Source organism: Streptomyces sp. NPDC058092, assembly GCF_042884935.1.
In the GTDB taxonomy this organism is placed as follows: Bacteria; Actinomycetota; Actinomycetes; order Streptomycetales; family Streptomycetaceae; genus Streptomyces.
In genome coordinates, this window is record NZ_JBHVSY010000012.1 from 175,103 (window position 1) to 190,541 (window position 15,439).

At 70.4% G+C, this 15,439-nt stretch carries 20 protein-coding genes and 1 pseudogene; 9 read left to right on the plus strand and 12 right to left on the minus strand.

All coding sequences use genetic code 11. The features are described from left to right. Positions 1–26 precede the first annotated feature (26 nt). The 3 genes from ACFVV1_RS21425 to ACFVV1_RS21435 all read right to left on the minus strand — a co-directional run bounded on the left by ACFVV1_RS21425 (position 27) and on the right by ACFVV1_RS21435 (position 1,570). Positions 27–497: a Fur family transcriptional regulator gene (locus ACFVV1_RS21425; protein WP_389991342.1), complete on the minus strand. Its 471-nt coding sequence runs from the start codon at positions 495–497 to the stop codon at positions 27–29. Positions 498–596: 99 nt separating this feature from the next. Next, a complete protein-coding gene (locus tag ACFVV1_RS21430; RefSeq protein WP_389991345.1) occupies positions 597–1,169 on the minus strand; it encodes an FABP family protein in 573 nt (190 codons plus the stop codon). Positions 1,170–1,426: 257 nt separating this feature from the next. Then, positions 1,427–1,570: a hypothetical protein gene (locus tag ACFVV1_RS21435; protein ID WP_389991348.1), complete on the minus strand. Its 144-nt coding sequence runs from the start codon at positions 1,568–1,570 to the stop codon at positions 1,427–1,429. On the opposite strand from ACFVV1_RS21435, the gene ACFVV1_RS21440 reads away from it, so the two are divergent. After that, on the plus strand, positions 1,571–1,933 hold the full coding sequence (locus tag ACFVV1_RS21440) for a DsrE family protein (RefSeq protein WP_389991351.1): 363 nt from the start codon (positions 1,571–1,573) through the stop codon (positions 1,931–1,933). A gap of 43 nt (positions 1,934–1,976) precedes the next feature. Here ACFVV1_RS21440 and ACFVV1_RS21445 read toward each other — a convergent pair whose 3' ends face one another. From ACFVV1_RS21445 to ACFVV1_RS21480, 8 genes are all read right to left on the minus strand, one after another. Continuing rightward, positions 1,977–2,234 carry a DUF3099 domain-containing protein gene (locus tag ACFVV1_RS21445; RefSeq protein ID WP_389991353.1) on the minus strand — a complete coding sequence of 86 codons (258 nt, stop codon included), beginning with the start codon at positions 2,232–2,234 and terminating at the stop codon, positions 1,977–1,979. 156 nt (positions 2,235–2,390) lie between these two features. Beyond that, the gene (locus ACFVV1_RS21450; RefSeq protein WP_018490348.1) at positions 2,391–2,678 is read right to left on the minus strand and encodes a DUF1416 domain-containing protein; all 288 of its coding nucleotides are present in this window, start codon (positions 2,676–2,678) and stop codon (positions 2,391–2,393) included. Positions 2,679–2,755: 77 nt separating this feature from the next. Continuing rightward, on the minus strand, positions 2,756–3,601 hold the full coding sequence (locus ACFVV1_RS21455; RefSeq protein ID WP_389991356.1) for a sulfurtransferase: 846 nt from the start codon (positions 3,599–3,601) through the stop codon (positions 2,756–2,758). A gap of 159 nt (positions 3,602–3,760) precedes the next feature. Next, the gene (locus tag ACFVV1_RS21460) at positions 3,761–3,868 is read right to left on the minus strand and encodes a putative leader peptide (protein ID WP_353962445.1); all 108 of its coding nucleotides are present in this window, start codon (positions 3,866–3,868) and stop codon (positions 3,761–3,763) included. A gap of 220 nt (positions 3,869–4,088) precedes the next feature. Next, entirely contained in the window at positions 4,089–4,778 is a 690-nt protein-coding gene (locus ACFVV1_RS21465; RefSeq protein WP_389991359.1) for a DUF2993 domain-containing protein, read from the minus strand. Between the two features lie 147 nt (positions 4,779–4,925). Next, complete coding sequence (locus ACFVV1_RS21470; RefSeq protein WP_389991362.1) at positions 4,926–6,443, minus strand: hypothetical protein; 1,518 nt, start codon at positions 6,441–6,443, stop codon at positions 4,926–4,928. 10 nt (positions 6,444–6,453) lie between these two features. Then, entirely contained in the window at positions 6,454–6,708 is a 255-nt protein-coding gene (locus ACFVV1_RS21475; protein ID WP_389991365.1) for a MoaD/ThiS family protein, read from the minus strand. Positions 6,709–6,788: 80 nt separating this feature from the next. Next, entirely contained in the window at positions 6,789–7,982 is a 1,194-nt protein-coding gene (locus tag ACFVV1_RS21480; RefSeq protein WP_389991368.1) for an RNA-guided endonuclease InsQ/TnpB family protein, read from the minus strand. 69 nt (positions 7,983–8,051) lie between these two features. Here ACFVV1_RS21480 and ACFVV1_RS21485 point away from each other — a divergent pair, with 69 nt between their 5' ends. Beyond that, positions 8,052–8,234: a TipAS antibiotic-recognition domain-containing protein gene (locus tag ACFVV1_RS21485; protein ID WP_389991371.1), complete on the plus strand. Its 183-nt coding sequence runs from the start codon at positions 8,052–8,054 to the stop codon at positions 8,232–8,234. Between the two features lie 248 nt (positions 8,235–8,482). Then, positions 8,483–8,647, plus strand: a pseudogene (locus ACFVV1_RS21490) (IS5/IS1182 family transposase); the annotation flags it as partial. A 113-nt stretch (positions 8,648–8,760) separates the two neighbouring features. On the opposite strand, the gene ACFVV1_RS21495 reads toward ACFVV1_RS21490, so the two are convergent. Beyond that, complete coding sequence (locus ACFVV1_RS21495; protein WP_389991374.1) at positions 8,761–9,663, minus strand: alpha/beta hydrolase family protein; 903 nt, start codon at positions 9,661–9,663, stop codon at positions 8,761–8,763. A gap of 323 nt (positions 9,664–9,986) precedes the next feature. Between ACFVV1_RS21495 and ACFVV1_RS21500 the strand changes: the two genes are divergently transcribed. The 6 genes from ACFVV1_RS21500 (at position 9,987) to ACFVV1_RS21525 (ending at position 15,424) form a co-directional block, all read left to right on the plus strand. Then, positions 9,987–10,787: a response regulator transcription factor gene (locus tag ACFVV1_RS21500; RefSeq protein WP_389991377.1), complete on the plus strand. Its 801-nt coding sequence runs from the start codon at positions 9,987–9,989 to the stop codon at positions 10,785–10,787. 24 nt (positions 10,788–10,811) lie between these two features. After that, complete coding sequence (locus ACFVV1_RS21505; protein ID WP_389991380.1) at positions 10,812–11,855, plus strand: LacI family DNA-binding transcriptional regulator; 1,044 nt, start codon at positions 10,812–10,814, stop codon at positions 11,853–11,855. Between the two features lie 165 nt (positions 11,856–12,020). Next, entirely contained in the window at positions 12,021–13,037 is a 1,017-nt protein-coding gene (locus ACFVV1_RS21510; RefSeq protein WP_389991383.1) for a S1C family serine protease, read from the plus strand. Between the two features lie 15 nt (positions 13,038–13,052). After that, complete coding sequence (locus ACFVV1_RS21515; protein WP_389991386.1) at positions 13,053–13,229, plus strand: hypothetical protein; 177 nt, start codon at positions 13,053–13,055, stop codon at positions 13,227–13,229. Between the two features lie 42 nt (positions 13,230–13,271). Beyond that, on the plus strand, positions 13,272–14,003 hold the full coding sequence (locus ACFVV1_RS21520; protein ID WP_389991389.1) for a response regulator transcription factor: 732 nt from the start codon (positions 13,272–13,274) through the stop codon (positions 14,001–14,003). After that, a complete protein-coding gene (locus ACFVV1_RS21525) occupies positions 14,000–15,424 on the plus strand; it encodes a sensor histidine kinase (protein WP_389991392.1) in 1,425 nt (474 codons plus the stop codon). The genes ACFVV1_RS21520 and ACFVV1_RS21525 overlap by 4 nt, the downstream gene beginning before the upstream one ends. The last annotated feature ends 15 nt before the right edge of the window (positions 15,425–15,439 follow it).

Genomic DNA, 15,439 nt, shown 5'->3' on the forward strand with positions numbered 1-15,439 from the left:
GATTTGCGGCTCGGGACGGGCCGGTCCTATGCCTTGGGTCCGGCCGCGTCGGCCGTCCGTGCCGCGTCCCCGGATGCCGCCTTCGCCGTGCAGTCGGCGCAGCGGCCGAAGATCGCGAAGTGCTTCATGTCCGTCTCGAACCCGAAGCTGTCCTGCAGCTTCGCGGTGAACTCGGCGACGACCCCGACATCGGCCTCGATGACGTTCGTGCAGTCGCGGCAGACCAGATGGATGTGGTGGTGGCGGTCGGCCAGGTGGTACGTCGGCGCCCCGTGCCCCAGATGGGCGTGGCTGACCAGCTCCAGCTCCTCCAGGAGTTCGAGCGTCCGGTAGACGGTGGAGATGTTCACGCCGGACGCGGTCCTGCGCACCTCGGCGAGGATGTCGTCGGGCGTCGCGTGTTCCAGCGTGTCGACGGCTTCGAGGACAAGCTGCCGCTGCGGCGTCAGCCGATAGCCGCGCTGCCGGAGATCGGTCTTCCAGTCGGTGCTCACCACGGGCCCAGTGTAGGACCGGGTGAACACCTGGCCACAGCTGTGTCCGGGAGATTCCGTGAACTGCTCCGGCGTGGACCCGGACCCGAAGGGCTTCTTGAACTACTTGAAGAAGGCGATGCCGTCGTCCGGGAGGTCGCCGAGGCTCTTCGCCATCGCCTCGACCTCTTCCGGGGTGACGACCTTCTTCAGGTGCGCCGACATGTACGGGCGCAGCTCCACCTCCGGGGTGGCCTTCTCGCCGACCCACATCAGGTCGCTCTTCACATAGCCGTAGAGACGCTTGCCACCGCTGTACGGGCCGGAGGCCGCGGTGCGCGCCACCGCGTCGGTGACCAGGTCGATCTGCGGCTTCTTGTCAGCCAGCTCCCCGTACCAGATCTCGATGACGCCCTGGTCGCGGACCATGACGACCTCGACCTTGCGCTCCTTGTCGATGCGCCAGTAGCCCGACTCGGACTCCAGCGGCTTGACCTTCTTGCCCTCGGAGTCGAGCACCCAGGTGTGCGAGGTGTACTCCAGGAAGTCCCGGCCGTCGTGGCTGAAGGAGACCTCCTGGCCGAAGTTGCACTGCTCGGCGCCCGGGAAGTCGGCGACACCCGCGCCCGCCCAGTTGCCGAGGAGGAAGGCCAGCGGGACGAGGTCCGGGTGGAGGTCGGACGGGATCTCGATCATGAGTGGCTCAGACGATCTGTGAGGGGGCGGGGGCGGGGAAGGTCAGCGCTGACCCTGGTAGAGCTTCTTCACGGTCAGGCCGGCGAAGGCGAGAACGCCGACGCAGACCAGCACCAGCAGGGCGGAGAAGAATGCCTCAAGCACGGGAACTCCTTGGAACGAGCGGTAGGGCAGCAGTATGGGGCCGGGCCCCAGCCTAATGGCTCGGGGCCCGGCCCGTCGGTTCGGGGCGTGCGTGGGGTCCGCCGGGGGACGGGTCAGCCCAGCAGCCGGCTCCGCAGGATCGGCGTCCGGTGGAACGGCACGCTCTCCGTGCCCTCTTTGCCCTTGCCGGCGCCGTTCCGGCCTTCGTGGAAGTCCGGAACGATGAGGTTGCCCGCCTGGCGATTACAGTTCGGCACATGCCGAAGAAGCTCGTGATCAAGGTGACTGCCGGTGCCGACTCAGCCGAGCGCTGCTCGCAGGCGTTCACGGTGGCCGCGGTCGCCGTCGCCAGCGGCGTGGAGGTCTCCCTCTGGCTGACCGGGGAATCCTCCTGGTTCGCTCTGCCGGGCCGCGCCGCGGAGTTCGAACTGCCGCACGCCGCGCCGCTGCCGGATCTGATCGAGTCGATCCGGGCGGGCGGGCAGATCACCCTCTGCACGCAGTGCGCGGCCCGGCGCGACATCACCGAACAGGACGTGTTGGAGGGCGTACGGATCGCGGGCGCGCAGGTCTTCGTCAGCGAGATCATGGCCGAGGGCGTCCAGGCCCTGGTCTACTGACGCGCCACGCGCACCACGGGCACGCGCCCCCGCCCCGCCCCCATTAGTGCCGTTTCTTGCCGTCGAGTTCGTCCCACCACTCGTCGGACTTCGGGTCGCCGGACGGATCGTCCCACCAGCGGTCCTCCGGGCCCCGGCGGTTGGCGATCATGGCCGCGACGGGCGGGATGACCATGGCGACGAGACACATCGCTATCGCGGCGGGCATCGACCACAGCCGGACGAATGCCCAGGCCGACACGAAGAGGACGATGCAGGCGCCCATCATCAGGAAATAGCCGCGACGGCGTCGGGCGTACATAAATCAAGCGTAGGCCCGTTACGCGCACACGCGAATGGCACGAAGGGCCGTACCCCGCTTCAGAAGGCGTCCAACCTCTGGGGTACGGCCCTTCGGCCGGTGAGGTGTCGCGGGAGCCCACCGGGCCGGTCGGCCGGGCAGGCTCCCGCGTGCGAACTAGACGGCGATGGCGACCTCGGAGAGGCCACCGGTCTGCGCCACGACCGTGCGGTCGGCGCTGCCGCCCGGGACGAGGGCGCGGAGCGTCCACGTGCCCTCGGCCGCGTAGAAGCGGAACTGTCCGGTCGCCGAGGTCGGGACCTCCGCGGTGAACTCGCCGGTCGAGTCCAGCAGGCGCACGTAGCCGGTGACGGGCTCGCCGTCGCGGGTCACGCTGCCCTGGATGGTGGTCTCACCGGGCTTGATGGTCGAAGCGTCGGGGCCGCCGGCCTTTGCTCCACACATGGTGTTCTGTCCTTCTGGGTCGGGGGGCGTCCTGGTCCGGGTGGTACCGGTCCGGGTCGTGCGGAGTTGCTTGGTGGTTACTTGTTGGCGCCGAGCTCGATCGGCACGCCCACGAGGGAGCCGTACTCGGTCCACGAACCGTCGTAGTTCTTGACGTTCTCCTGGCCGAGCAGCTCGTGCAGCACGAACCAGGTGAGCGCGGAGCGCTCGCCGATGCGGCAGTACGCGATGGTGTCCGTCGCGAGGTCGACCTGCTCGTCCTCGTAGAGGGCCTTGAGCTCGTCGTCCGACTTGAAAGTGCCGTCGTCGTTGGCGTTCTTCGACCACGGGATGTTGCGGGCGGTCGGCACGTGGCCGGGGCGCTGGGACTGCTCCTGCGGGAGGTGCGCCGGGGCGAGCAGCTTGCCGCTGAACTCGTCGGGCGACCGCACGTCGACCAGGTTCTGGCTGCCGATCGCCTTCACGACCTCGTCGCGGTAGGCGCGGATCGACTCGTCCTGCGGCTGGGCCTTGTACGCGGTGGCCGGGCGGGACGGGATCTGGTCGCCGTCGACCAGGTCGCGGGAGTCGAGCTCCCACTTCTTGCGGCCGCCGTCGAGCAGGCGGACGTCCTGGTGACCGTAGAGCTTGAAGTACCAGAACGCGTAGGACGCGAACCAGTTGTTGTTGCCGCCGTACAGGACGACCGTGGTGTCGTTGCCGATGCCCTTCTCGGACAGCAGCTTCTCGAAGCCCGCCTGGTCGATGAAGTCACGGCGGACCGGGTCCTGGAGGTCCTTGGTCCAGTCGATCCGGATCGCGTTCTTGATGTGGTTCTTCTCGTACGCGGAGGTGTCCTCGTCGACCTCGACGAGGGCGACCTTCGGGTCCTCGATGTGGGCCTCGACCCAGTCGGCGTCTACCAGGACGTCACTGCGGCTCATTCTGTTCTCCTCCGGGGCAGTCTGCGGCGAGACGGTGCGAGACGGTGCGTGATGCGGATGTACGGCGGCGCAGGGTGCGGCGCACGTGCGACATGCGATCGGGATGGGCCCTGAATCGGTCGAAGGGCCGGGGGAATGCGGGGTGCCGAAGGCTCCCGCTCAGACAGTGCGACAGAGCATGGCGGCGACGCGGCACAGGTCCACTGCCCGCCGCTTCGTGAGATCCGCCCGTCCCCACTGTGGGAGACCGCCTATAGAGCACTGCATGGGACCGATCGTAGGGAGGTACGGGCGGACATGTCACCGCCGTGTCGCATCCTGAGACTCGATCGTCCGCAATACGAGACATCGGCTGGATGGCGTCGCCTCCCGCGCGGCTCCCCTGCCGTCCGCGCCCGTCGGCCATCTGCGGATCGGACACGACCGTCTCAATATGTGGCCCGAAGTGCCCTGCGCCGCCGAGGCCACTGCCCGGCCCCGGCGGAACCTATCCGGCGAGCTGTACGTCCGTGCCCGCCACCGAGATCTCCAGGCCGTCGGCGGTCGGCTGGATCTTCTGCAGCTTCAGGCCGCTGGGCAGGCCGCCGACCTCCCGCTCGAAGTCGGTCTTCCGGCGCACCAGACCCTCCAGCCCGGGGATGCCCTCGCCCGGCACCTTGTCGGCGTGCACCTTGAGGATGTGGCCGTCGACGAGGGTGACGGTGGAGAGCACACTGCGCGACAGCGGGCGGCCGAGGATGTCGACCGTGCCGGTCACCTTCACCTTGCCGTTGCCGCCGTACTCGACGACGGCGCCGTCGCCGGCGGCCTTGGTCAGGTCCTCGTACGAGATGACGGCGGTGCCGGTGGCGCGTGCGGCGGTGGCGCCGGAGTAGCCGTCGGCCGGCTTCACCTCGTGCAGCGCGGCGTTCATCCTGTTGATCCGGATCCTGCGGCCGTTGGCGTCGGTCTCGATGCCGGTGATCTCGACGTCGACCTCGTCGAACTGCGAACCGGCGAGCTGGGTCAGGAACGGAAATCCCTTGATCGAGACGTCCGTGGAGCCGATCGTGGCGCCGGTGACGTGGACCCGGCCCTCGATCTCCGACTCGGCGAAATACACCGCCGCCCGGTCGACGACGACGAAGATCCCGCCCAGAACCACCACTGTGACCAGCAGTATTCGCAGTGCGCGCATGCCCGCTCTTTCCCCCACCCTGCATCCGGCCGGACCCCCGGCGCCCCCGCGTCCGGTACGGATGCACGGCACGCCCGGGGTGATCGACGAGCGGACGCCCCCCTTCGGTTCCCGCTCGGTTCCCGAAGGGGGCGGCGGCGGTGCGTGCTACGAGATCGCGCGGCCGAGCAGATAGACGGCGGGGGCGGCGGCGGTGAGCGGCAGTGCCACACCGGCCGTCATGTGGACGAACCGCGACGGGTAGTCGTAACTCGCCACCCGCAGCCCGATCAGCGCGCAACCGCCCGCCGCGAGGCCGAGCAGCGCACCCTTCGTGCCGAAATCGGTGAACGCCCCCGCCGCGGCACCGGCGCCCGCGGCGGCGAGCAGCGCCACCACGACCGAGGCCGGTCCGGGCAGCGGCAGCGCGCGGACGAGGACGGCGACCGCGACGGCCACCCCGCCCACCGTCACCGCGTCCGGGACCGCCGCGAGGTGTCCGGCGGCCAGGACCGAGAGCGCGGCCGAGGCGACGGTGGCCATCAGCCCCTGCATCCGCTCGTCGGCGCTCGCGTGGCTGCGCAGCTGGAGGACCACGGTGAGCAGCACCCAGATGCCGAGGGTGCCGAAGATGGCGGCCGGTCCGTTCTCGCGGCCCGCGGCGAGCAGCGCGATGTCGGCGACGAGGCCACCGGCGAACGCGAGCGCGATGCCCTGCCGGGCCGGCCACATGCCGTTCAGCCGGAACCACCCGGCCGCGGTCACGGCCTGGAGCAGCACCAGCGGTACGACCAGGGCGTACGGCCCGATCGCGGCACCGAGGGCGAGGAGCAGTCCGAGTCCCGCGGTGAGGGCGGCGGGCTGCATACCCGGCGCGATGATCGGCGAGCGGCCCTCGGCGCGGGCGCGCTGGGCGTCGGTGATCCGGCTGTTGCCCAGGGTGGTGGGGGCGGTGTATCCGGCGGCGTCGAGCGCGGACGCGGTGGCGGCGGCGGGCGGGTCCGCGGGTACGTCCGCCCGGACCGGCTCGGCCGGGGCCTCGGGAGGCAGCGGGTAGGAGCCGACGGCGCGCTGCGGATGCGAAGGCGGCAGATAGGCGGTCTCGGCGGCAGCCGGAACGGGCTGCTGCACAGGCTGTGCGGGCTGCGCGGGCTGTGCGGGCTGCGCGGGCTGTGCGGGCTGGATGGTCGGCTGGTACTGGGTGTCCCAGGTCTGGCCCTCCCAGGTCTGCGCGACACCGAATTCCTGCGGGCCGTGCGCCGCGGGTGCGCCGGACTCCGGCAGGTGGCCGGTCGGCCATGCGGACACCGGGTCGGCCGGCCGCGGGGCTCCGTACGACGCCTGCTGACCGTACGACTGGCCGCCGTAGGACTGGCCGCCGTAGGACTGGCCGTCGTAGGACTGGCCGTCGTACGCCTGGTCCCCGTACGACTGCGCGCCCTGGGTCAGGTCGCCGTACGCCTGCTGACCGTACACCTGCTGTCCGTACGCCTGCTCCCCGTACGGCTGCTGTCCGTACGCCTGCTGTCCCTGCTCCCCGTACACCTGCTGTCGTCCGTACGCCTGCTCCCCGTACGGCTGCGAGGGCTGTGGCTCCTGGTCGCTCAGCGGGGCGTGACCGGGCTCGTACCCGTAGCCGTGGCCCGGGTCCTGTCCGTACGGATGCTGTTGATCGTTGCTGCTCATGTTCTGCGGTTCACCCTCCTGCGAACGGCGGGAGCACCTCGACCGTGCCGCCCTCGGCGAGACGTACGGTCTCATGACTGCGGGTCCCCACGGGGTCACCGTCGACGAGGAACGAGCACCTTTGCAGCACTCGGGTGAGCTCGCCGGGGTGCCGTTCGCGCACCGCGGCGAGCGCGTCGGCGAGCGTCGCAGCGGCGTACGGCTCCTCCGCGGTCCCGGCGGCGGCCTTCGCGGCGGCCCAGTAGCGGATCGTTCCGGCAGACATGGCGGAGTTCCTCTCCTCTCTCTCGCTCTCGCATCAGCTGTCCATCTTGACTTCCTCCCCCTCCCGAAGGAGGGGGATTCCTACGGCTCGCGCCGTGGGGTTTTCTGCTTCGTCGCCGACTGCCCGTCCGGAGTTCTCCGTTGAGGTCTTACACCGGCTCCACAGACCGATACCGCCAGCCCGGCGGCCAGAAGGTTGTGTGCCGCGTTCCCGTCGCGGTCGTGCGTGACGCCGCAGCTGTCACATGTCCAAGTACGGACGTGCAGCGGCATGCTCGCGGCGAGCGCACCGCAGTGGGAGCACAGCTTGGAGGAGGGGAAGAAGCGGTCGACAGTGATCACTTCCCGCCCATACCAGGCGGCCTTGTACTCCAGCATGCTCCGGAACTCGGCCCAGCTCGCGTCGCTGATGGCGCGGGCCAGGCTCCGGTTCTTGACCATATTGCGCACGGTCAGATCCTCGATCACGAGCGTTTGGTTCTCACGCACGAGACGAGTGGTCAGCTTGTGGAGGTGATCCCGGCGCCGGTCCGCGATCCGGGCATGGATCTTCGCAACCTTGATCCGGGCCTTGACCCGGTTCGCGGAACCCTTGGCCTTCTTCGCGAGGACCCGCTGGGCCTTCGCGAGACGCGCCCGGTCCTTGCGTTCATGACGGGGGTTGGTGATCTTCTCCCCGGTGGACAGTGTCAGCAGGGAGGTGAGGCCCACATCGATTCCGACCGCCGTATCCACGGCGGGGAGGGGCCTGACCCCGGGGTCGTCGCACAGCACGGACACGAACCAGCGTCCGGCCGCGTCCTGCGACACGGTCACCGTGGACGGCACCGCACCCTCCGGGAGCGGCCGGGACCATCGGACGTCCAGCGGCTCCTTCATCTTCGCGAGGGTGAGTTCGCCATCGCGGTACCGGAAGCCGCTGGTCGTGTACTCGGCAGAGGCCCGGGACCTCTTCTTCGACTTGAAGCGGGGGTACTTGGCCCGCTTCCCGAAGAAATTCGCGAACGCGCTCTGCAAGTGGCGGAGCGCCTGCTGGAGCGGGACGGAGGAAACGTCGCAGAGGTAGGCCAGCTCGTCGGTCTTCTTCCATGCCGTGAGCATCGCCGAGGTGGCGTTGTAGTTGACCCGCTCCCCCCGCACCCACGCTTCCGTGCGGACGGCGAGGGCGAGGTTGTAGACCTTCCGGACGCATCCGAAGGTACGCGATAGCTCCGCTGCCTGCGTATCCGTCGGGTAGAGGCGGTACTTGAATGCCCGCTTCACGTCAGTGGTCATGGTTCACAAACTAGCGCGACAACAGGTAAGAATCAAACCTGCGGGTCAGAGCACCGCGGTCCGCCAACGGTGGACGCCCACTACCAGGGCATCTGCCGGTTCTGGACCCCGGACGCGGCCGCCTACAAGGGACTGGGCCAGACCTACGTCGACGACCCGCGGTTTCGTTCGGCCTACGACAAGGTCACTGCCGGGCTGGCCGAGTACCAGCGCGATGCGATGGTCGCCTACGCAGATGCCCGGCTGAGCTGACCGATCGCTCACGCTGCTGGGGGCTGCAGACCCCCGGCCCCGAGCACCTTCCCGCCAGACCACCTCCGGGCGGTGGCCCGCCGTACGGAAGGGCATCGCCGACGCTATGCGGAAGTAGCCCATCCCTTCCCGGCTTTGCTGACGCCGAACACCGACCCGGCCCTGACATCGGTCTGCCCAGCCGTGACGGAGAGGACCGAGTGGGACGCGGCCTCACGCGTCCCCCGCCTCTCACTCCCGGAGAGCTCGTGCCCGTCCTGCCGTCCTGCCTGCTCGAACCCCTGTGGGACCAATTCGCGGCGCTGCTGCCCGAGCACGTGGACACCCACCCGCTGGGCTGCCACAACCCGCGCATCCCAGACCGGATTGTCTTCGAGCACGTCATCGCCGCCCTCGTGCACGGCTCCGGCCATCCGCCGCGCGACCCCGCGCTACAGGGACAGCCGGCCCACCACCAAGCGCCTGAAGTGACGTCTACCGCCGGGCGCTCTAAAGCCGGGGGTATCCACGAAAGGAATCAGATGAATCACCGCGCCGCCGCCCAGTCGCCGATGCGGGTGAGCAGGCTCTCGTCCGCGGCGTTCTCGGCATGGCCCATGCCGTGCTCCAGCCACAGCTCGGCGCCGTCGCCCGCCGCTTCGGCCAGCATCCGGGGGTGGTCCAGCGGGAAGTACGGATCCTGGTCGCCGTGCACGATGAGCAGCGGGGCCGGGGCGATCAGCCGGGCCGCCCCGACCGGGGAGAGCGGGACCGGGTCCCAGTCGTCGTGGTCGATCCGGGTGCGGAGCCCGTAGCGGCCGACCAGCCGGCCGACGGGCCGGGTGACCACCCAGTGCAGGCGGCGCATCGGGGCCGTGCCCCGGTAGTACCAGCGGGCGGGGGCGCTCACGGCCACCACCGCATCGGCGCGCGCATCCGCATGCACCCCCTCGTACGCTTCGATGCGCCCCCCGCGCTCCGCGCTCACACCGGCTCGTCCCTTGCACAGCGCCCCGTGCCGCAGCACCACCGAGCCGCCCATCGAGAACCCCACGGTCACGACCCGCCGGTGTCCGAGCGCCCGCGCCCACTGCACCGCCGCCGCCAGATCCAGCACCTCGCGATCGCCCACCGTCGACCGCCCGCCGGACCCGCCGTGCCCCCGGAACGAGAACGTGACCACGGCCGCGCGCCGGCCGAGAACCCCGGCGGCACGCCGTACCGCGGGCCGGTCCACCGATCCGGTGAACCCGTGCGCGACCACGATCGCGGTACCGTCGAAGGATGTTTCCGCAGCGGCCCCGGCATCTGCCGTACACGGCTCGTACACCGCCTCGATACGGACCCCGTCATCGGTCCGCAACGTGGTCCGCAACGGGGTGCGCAGCAGTCCGGGCGTGATCAAGGGAACAGAGGAACTCCGAAATCGCCCCTCGGACACAGAACTCATGTGGGCTATTCTGCTGGGAAGAGGATCCGGGCAAAGCAGCCCCTGGGTCCTTTTGTGCTTTCCAGGCGTTGTTACGGCGACGTTTCCACAAGCTCAGCGGTCCCGGGGCGCGGGGCCGCACCCGTAGAAAACGTATGACGGACGATGACGAACGTCGTACGGCGAGCAGTGACCGAGCCGGCACGAACCGTACGAAGAAGTGCCGCATACTCCCCCGGGCCGGGCCCGGGAGTGCCCCTCTCGCAGGGAACGAGGAGGACCGACGTAATGGGCGAGCGAACCGCGCACGATCATCGACCGACGACCCAGGCAGGTGGGCGGCGATGAGTTCACTGCTGCTTCTGACAAATGCCCTTCAACCGTCGACGGAGGTGCTTCCGGCCCTCGGTCTCCTGCTGCACAGCGTGCGGGTGGCGCCGGCCGAAGGCCCCGCCCTCGTCGACACCCCCGGTGCCGACGTCATCCTGATCGACGGCCGCCGCGATCTGCCGCAGGTGCGGTCGCTGTGCCAGCTGCTGCGGTCCACCGGACCGGGCTGTCCGCTGATCCTCGTGGTGACGGAGGGCGGTCTCGCGGCCGTCACGGCCGACTGGGGCATCGACGACGTGCTGCTGGACACGGCGGGCCCGGCCGAGGTCGAGGCCCGGCTGCGGCTGGCCACCGGCCGGCAGCAGATCAGCTCCGACGACTCCCCCATGGAGATCCGCAACGGCGATCTGTCGGTCGACGAGGCGACGTACAGCGCGAAGCTGAAGGGCCGCGTCCTGGACCTGACCTTCAAGGAATTCGAACTGCTCAAATATCTGGCGCAGCACCCGGGCCGGGTCTTCACCCGCGCCCAGCTGCTCCAGGAGGTCTGGGGTTACGACTATTTCGGCGGTACGCGGACAGTCGACGTCCATGTGCGGCGGCTGCGCGCCAAGTTCGGCCCGGAGCACGAGTCGCTGATCGGCACGGTCCGTAACGTCGGCTACCGGTTCGTCACACCGGAGAAGGTGGAGCGCGCGGCCGAGGCCAAGGCCCGGGCCACGACGGAGAGGGCCGCCGAACCCGTAACCCGTTCGGAGCAGCCGAGCGCGGCCGAGGCCCCGGAAGAAGCCCCGGTCCGGCCTGCCAACAGGTAGGTATATCCGCGTAGACTGCCGCGCGTGGCCAAGGTGACGCGGGACGATGTGGCGAGACTGGCGGGTACGTCGACCGCGGTCGTCAGCTACGTCATCAACAACGGACCCAGGCCGGTCGCCCCGGCCACGCGCGAGCGGGTGCTCGCCGCGATCAAGGAGCTGGGCTACCGGCCCGACCGGGTTGCCCAGGCCATGGCCTCGCGGCGGACCGACCTCATAGGGATGATCGTGCCGGACGCCCGGCAGCCGTTCTTCGCGGAGATGGCGCACGCGGTCGAACAGGCCGCCGCCGAGCGCGGGAAGATGGTGCTCGTCGGCAACTCCGACTACCGCGACGAGCGCGAGGTCCACTATCTGCGGGCCTTCCTCGGCATGCGGGTCTCCGGGCTGATCCTGGTCAGCCAGGGCCCCAGCGAGCGGGCCGCGGCGGAGATCGAGGCGTGGGACGCGCGGGTCGTGCTGCTGCACGAGCGGCCCGAGGCGATCGACGACGTCGCGGTCGTCACGGACGACGTCGGCGGCGCCCAGCTCGCCACCCGGCACCTGCTGGAGCACGGCAACGAGTACGTGGCGTGCCTCGGCGGCGTGGAGTCGACCCCGTCGGTCGGTGACCCGGTCGCCGACCACGTCGAGGGCTGGCGCCGTGCGATGCACGAGTCGGGGCGCTCGACGGAGGGCCGGCTCTTCCAGGCCCCGTACAACCGTTACGACGCCTATCAGGTGGCGCTGAAGCTGCTCGCGGGGCCGGACAGGCCGCCGGCGATCTTCTGCTCGACGGACGACCAGGCCATCGGTGTACTGCGGGCCGCGCGCGAGCTGCGGATCGATGTGCCCGGGGAGCTCGCGGTGGCGGGCTTCGACGACGTGAAGGAAGCCGGTCTGACCGATCCGCCGCTGACGACGGTCTTCTCGGACCGCCCGGCGATGGCGCGGGCGGCCGTGGACCTGGTGCTCGACGACTCGTTGCGGGTGCAGGGGTCGCGCCGGGAGCGGCTGAAGCAGTTCCCGTCGGCGCTGGTGGTACGACGGTCGTGCGGCTGCGGGGAACCCGCGGGCGGGGTGCGTTAGGCGGGATGCGTCAGGCGGGGCGGGCGGCACCCGCGCCCCGCCACGTTCGCACTCCCCCACGACCCAACGGAAGCCGTACTCCCTTATATCGGGCATACGAGGTTCTGCCGGGCTTCTCAGCGCGTGCTCAGGTTTCTCTCATCTTCGGCCGTCACGCTCTTTTACATGACAGAGAGCCAGCGCCCGAGCGGCGAGTACCCGATGTACCCCTCGTACGGCAACGGTGACGCGTCCTACCCGCCGCCGCCGTCCTACCCGCCCGCCCCCGAGCCCGCCGCGCACCGGCGCCGGGCCAGGCGGCCGGTGGCACTCCTGGCGGCCGTGGCCATCGCGGCGGGCGTCGTCGGCGGCGGCACCGCCGCCTTCGTCCAGCAGTTCACCGGCAACGACACGAACAGCACGGGCGGCGGCGTCGTCCCCGGCACCACCGTCTCGCAGAGCAGCAAAGGGACCGTCGCCGGTGTCGCGGCGGCCGTCTCGCCGATGATCGTCGAGATCAACGCGACCTCGACCGCGGGCGAGTCCACCGGCTCCGGCGTGGTCATCACGTCCGACGGCGAGATCGTCACCAACAACCACGTCATCTCCGGCGCCTCATCGGTCAAGGTGAAGCTCAGCACCGGCAGGACGTACACCGCGAAGGTCGTCGGCACCGACGCCGACAAGGACCTCGCGCTCATCAAGCTCCAGGGTGCGAGCGGGCTGAAGACGGCCACGCTGGGCGACTCCTCGGCGGTCGCGGTCGGCGACCAGGTCGTCGCGATCGGCTCGCCGGAGGGCCTGACCGGCACCGTCACCAGCGGCATCGTCTCCGCCCTGAACCGCGATGTCACAGTCGCCAAGGAGAACGGCAGCGGCCAGGGGCGGGGGCAGGGCGGGCAGAGCGGCGGCGAGCAGTGGCCGTTCGAGTTCGGCGGCCGGCAGTTCAACGGCGACACCGGCGACTCCACCACCACGTACAAGGCCATTCAGACCGACGCCTCGCTCAACCCCGGCAACTCCGGTGGCGCGCTCATCAATATGAACGGCGAGATCATCGGCATCAACTCCGCGATGTACTCGGCGAGTTCGTCCGACGGATCCAGCAGTTCCGGCGCGGGCAGCGTGGGTCTCGGCTTCGCCATCCCGGTGAACACGCTGAAGGCCGACCTCGCCACCCTGCGGTCCGGCAACGGTTCCTGAGGAGACAGGACGGACATGAACCCTCCCACCCGGATCCCCGCCGGCCCGGCCGACCTGGCCCTGCCCCTCGCTCTCGTCGCGGAACTGGCCGGCCGCAGGACCTCCGAGCCGCCCCGCGTCCCGGAGGTCCGTGCCGCCACGGCCCGCGAACGCCGGGCCGCGCGACGGCGTGCCGCGGCCGTGCGAGGCTGAAAGCAGCACGGTCCGCCCGGAACGAGAAGAGGAAAACGAGCGATGAGCCCCGCCGAAGACGATCCGCAGCGCATCCTGATCGTCGACGACGAGCCCGCCGTGCGTGAGGCCCTGCAGCGCAGCCTCGCGTTCGAGGGGTACGGCACCGAGGTCGCCGTCGACGGTTTCGACGCCCTCGCCAGAGCCGACGCGTACGCGCCCGACCTCATCGTCCTCGACATCCAGATGCCGCGGATGGACGGCCTGACGGCGGCCCGCCGGCTCCGCTCCGCGGGCACCACCACCCCCATCCTGATGCTCACCGCCCGCGACACCGTCGGCGACCGGGTCACCGGTCTCGACGCGGGCGCCGACGACTACCTGGTCAAGCCCTTCGAGCTGGACGAGCTCTTCGCCCGTATCCGGGCCCTGCTGCGCCGCAGCTCGTACGCGGCCGCGGCGGGCGGCGGCGTCCCCGACGACAATGTGCTGGCCTTCGCCGATCTCCGGATGGACCTGGCCACCCGCGAGGTCACCCGTGGCACCCGCCGGGTCGAACTGACCCGTACCGAGTTCACCCTGCTGGAGATGTTCCTGGCACACCCGCGGCAGGTGCTGACCCGCGAGCAGATCCTCAAGGCCGTGTGGGGCTTCGACTTCGAGCCGAGCTCCAACTCCCTGGACGTGTACGTGATGTACCTGCGCCGCAAGACGGAGGCGGGCGGCGAACCGCGGCTCGTGCACACGGTGCGGGGGGTCGGTTACGCACTCCGCTCCGGCGGCGGTGACGGATGACCGGCACCCTGCACCGGCTCCGCGCCCTGCCCCTGCGGACCCGGCTCGCGCTGCTGGTGGCGACGGCGGTCGCGGTGGCGGTCGCGGCGGTGGCGGCGGCCTGCTGGTTCGTGACGCGGGTGCAGCTGGAGCAGCAGATGGACGCGTCGCTGCGCAGTTCCAAGGTCGACAAGAACTACCTGAGCGACCTGTACAACTACTGCCAGGGCACCAGGCCACTGCCGCCGCAGTCGTTCACCGGGTACACCGTTCAGCTCATCGACTCCCGGGGCACGGTGTGCATCGACCCCGACGCATATGCGCTCCACGTGAGCCCCGCGGACATCGCGGTGGCCGAGGGCAAACAGCGCGACACCCTGCACTCGGCGAAGAACGCGCGCGGGGAGAGGATGCGCGTCTACACGTACGCGCTGGTGCAGATCGCCCCCGTTCCCGGTGGGACGACGGGCAGCATCGCCGTTTCCCTCGCCCGCCCGATGAGCGAGATCGACAAGCCGCTCTCCACCCTCGCCTGGGTGCTCCTGGTCGTCTCCGGCATCGGCGTCGTCGGCGCCGGCGCGGCCGGGCTGTGGGTCGCCCGTACCGGGCTGCGGCCCGTCGACGAGCTCACCGAGGCGGTCGAGCACGTCGCCCGCACCGAGGACCTCACCGTCCGCATCCCGGTCGAGGGCGAGGACGAGATCGCCCGGCTGTCCCGCTCCTTCAACTCGATGACCGCCTCCCTCGCCAGCTCCCGCGACCGTCAGGCCCAGCTGATCGCGGACGCCGGCCACGAACTGCGGACGCCGCTGACCTCGCTCCGCACCAACGTCGAGCTCCTCGCCCGCAGCGACGACACCGGCCGGGCCATCCCGCCGGACGACCGCAGGGCCCTGATGAACTCGGTCAAGGCGCAGATGACCGAGCTGGCCTCGCTCATCGGCGACCTCCAGGAACTGGCCCGCCCCGACGCGGCGGACCCCGGCCCGCTCCAGGTCGTCGCCCTGCACGACATCGCGGACACGGCCCTGGAACGCGCCCGCCTGCGCGGCCCCGAGCTGACGATCAGGGCCGACCTGACGCCCTGGTACGTACGGGCCGAACCGGCGGCGCTGGAGCGGGCGGTGGTCAACGTCCTGGACAACGCGGTCAAGTTCAGCCCGCCCCGCGGCACGATCGAGGTCGCGCTGCGGAACGGCGAACTGACCGTACGGGACCACGGCCCCGGCATCCTCGCCGAGGAACTCCCCCACGTCTTCGAACGCTTCTGGCGCTCCCCGTCCGCCCGCCAGCTACCCGGCTCGGGCCTGGGCCTGTCGATCGTCGCCCGCACGGTCCAGCAGTCGGGCGGCGAAGTGACCCTGCGCCCGGCGGCGAAGGGAGACGGCACCGAGGCGTCGATCAGGCTGCCGGGGGCTCCGCAGCCGCCGCCGGGGCTGTGACGGGGGGAACCGGCG

What these genes read in the sequence shown, in the direction of transcription:
- ACFVV1_RS21510 (WP_389991383.1), top strand. Translation starts at nt 12,021, where the DNA reads ATGACAGAGAGCCAGCGCCCGAGCGGCGAGTACCCGATGTACCCCTCG.
- ACFVV1_RS21520 (WP_389991389.1), top strand. Translation starts at nt 13,272, where the DNA reads ATGAGCCCCGCCGAAGACGATCCGCAGCGCATCCTGATCGTCGACGAC.
- ACFVV1_RS21440 (WP_389991351.1), top strand. Translation starts at nt 1,571, where the DNA reads ATGCCGAAGAAGCTCGTGATCAAGGTGACTGCCGGTGCCGACTCAGCC.
- ACFVV1_RS21430 (WP_389991345.1), bottom strand. Translation starts at nt 1,169, where the DNA reads ATGATCGAGATCCCGTCCGACCTCCACCCGGACCTCGTCCCGCTGGCC.
- ACFVV1_RS21495 (WP_389991374.1), bottom strand. Translation starts at nt 9,663, where the DNA reads ATGAGTTCTGTGTCCGAGGGGCGATTTCGGAGTTCCTCTGTTCCCTTG.
- ACFVV1_RS21500 (WP_389991377.1), top strand. Translation starts at nt 9,987, where the DNA reads ATGAGTTCACTGCTGCTTCTGACAAATGCCCTTCAACCGTCGACGGAG.
- ACFVV1_RS21475 (WP_389991365.1), bottom strand. Translation starts at nt 6,708, where the DNA reads ATGTCTGCCGGAACGATCCGCTACTGGGCCGCCGCGAAGGCCGCCGCC.
- ACFVV1_RS21460 (WP_353962445.1), bottom strand. Translation starts at nt 3,868, where the DNA reads ATGCAGTGCTCTATAGGCGGTCTCCCACAGTGGGGACGGGCGGATCTC.
- ACFVV1_RS21445 (WP_389991353.1), bottom strand. Translation starts at nt 2,234, where the DNA reads ATGTACGCCCGACGCCGTCGCGGCTATTTCCTGATGATGGGCGCCTGC.
- ACFVV1_RS21455 (WP_389991356.1), bottom strand. Translation starts at nt 3,601, where the DNA reads ATGAGCCGCAGTGACGTCCTGGTAGACGCCGACTGGGTCGAGGCCCAC.
- ACFVV1_RS21465 (WP_389991359.1), bottom strand. Translation starts at nt 4,778, where the DNA reads ATGCGCGCACTGCGAATACTGCTGGTCACAGTGGTGGTTCTGGGCGGG.
- ACFVV1_RS21450 (WP_018490348.1), bottom strand. Translation starts at nt 2,678, where the DNA reads ATGTGTGGAGCAAAGGCCGGCGGCCCCGACGCTTCGACCATCAAGCCC.
- ACFVV1_RS21525 (WP_389991392.1), top strand. Translation starts at nt 14,000, where the DNA reads ATGACCGGCACCCTGCACCGGCTCCGCGCCCTGCCCCTGCGGACCCGG.
- ACFVV1_RS21470 (WP_389991362.1), bottom strand. Translation starts at nt 6,443, where the DNA reads ATGAGCAGCAACGATCAACAGCATCCGTACGGACAGGACCCGGGCCAC.
- ACFVV1_RS21480 (WP_389991368.1), bottom strand. Translation starts at nt 7,982, where the DNA reads ATGACCACTGACGTGAAGCGGGCATTCAAGTACCGCCTCTACCCGACG.
- ACFVV1_RS21515 (WP_389991386.1), top strand. Translation starts at nt 13,053, where the DNA reads ATGAACCCTCCCACCCGGATCCCCGCCGGCCCGGCCGACCTGGCCCTG.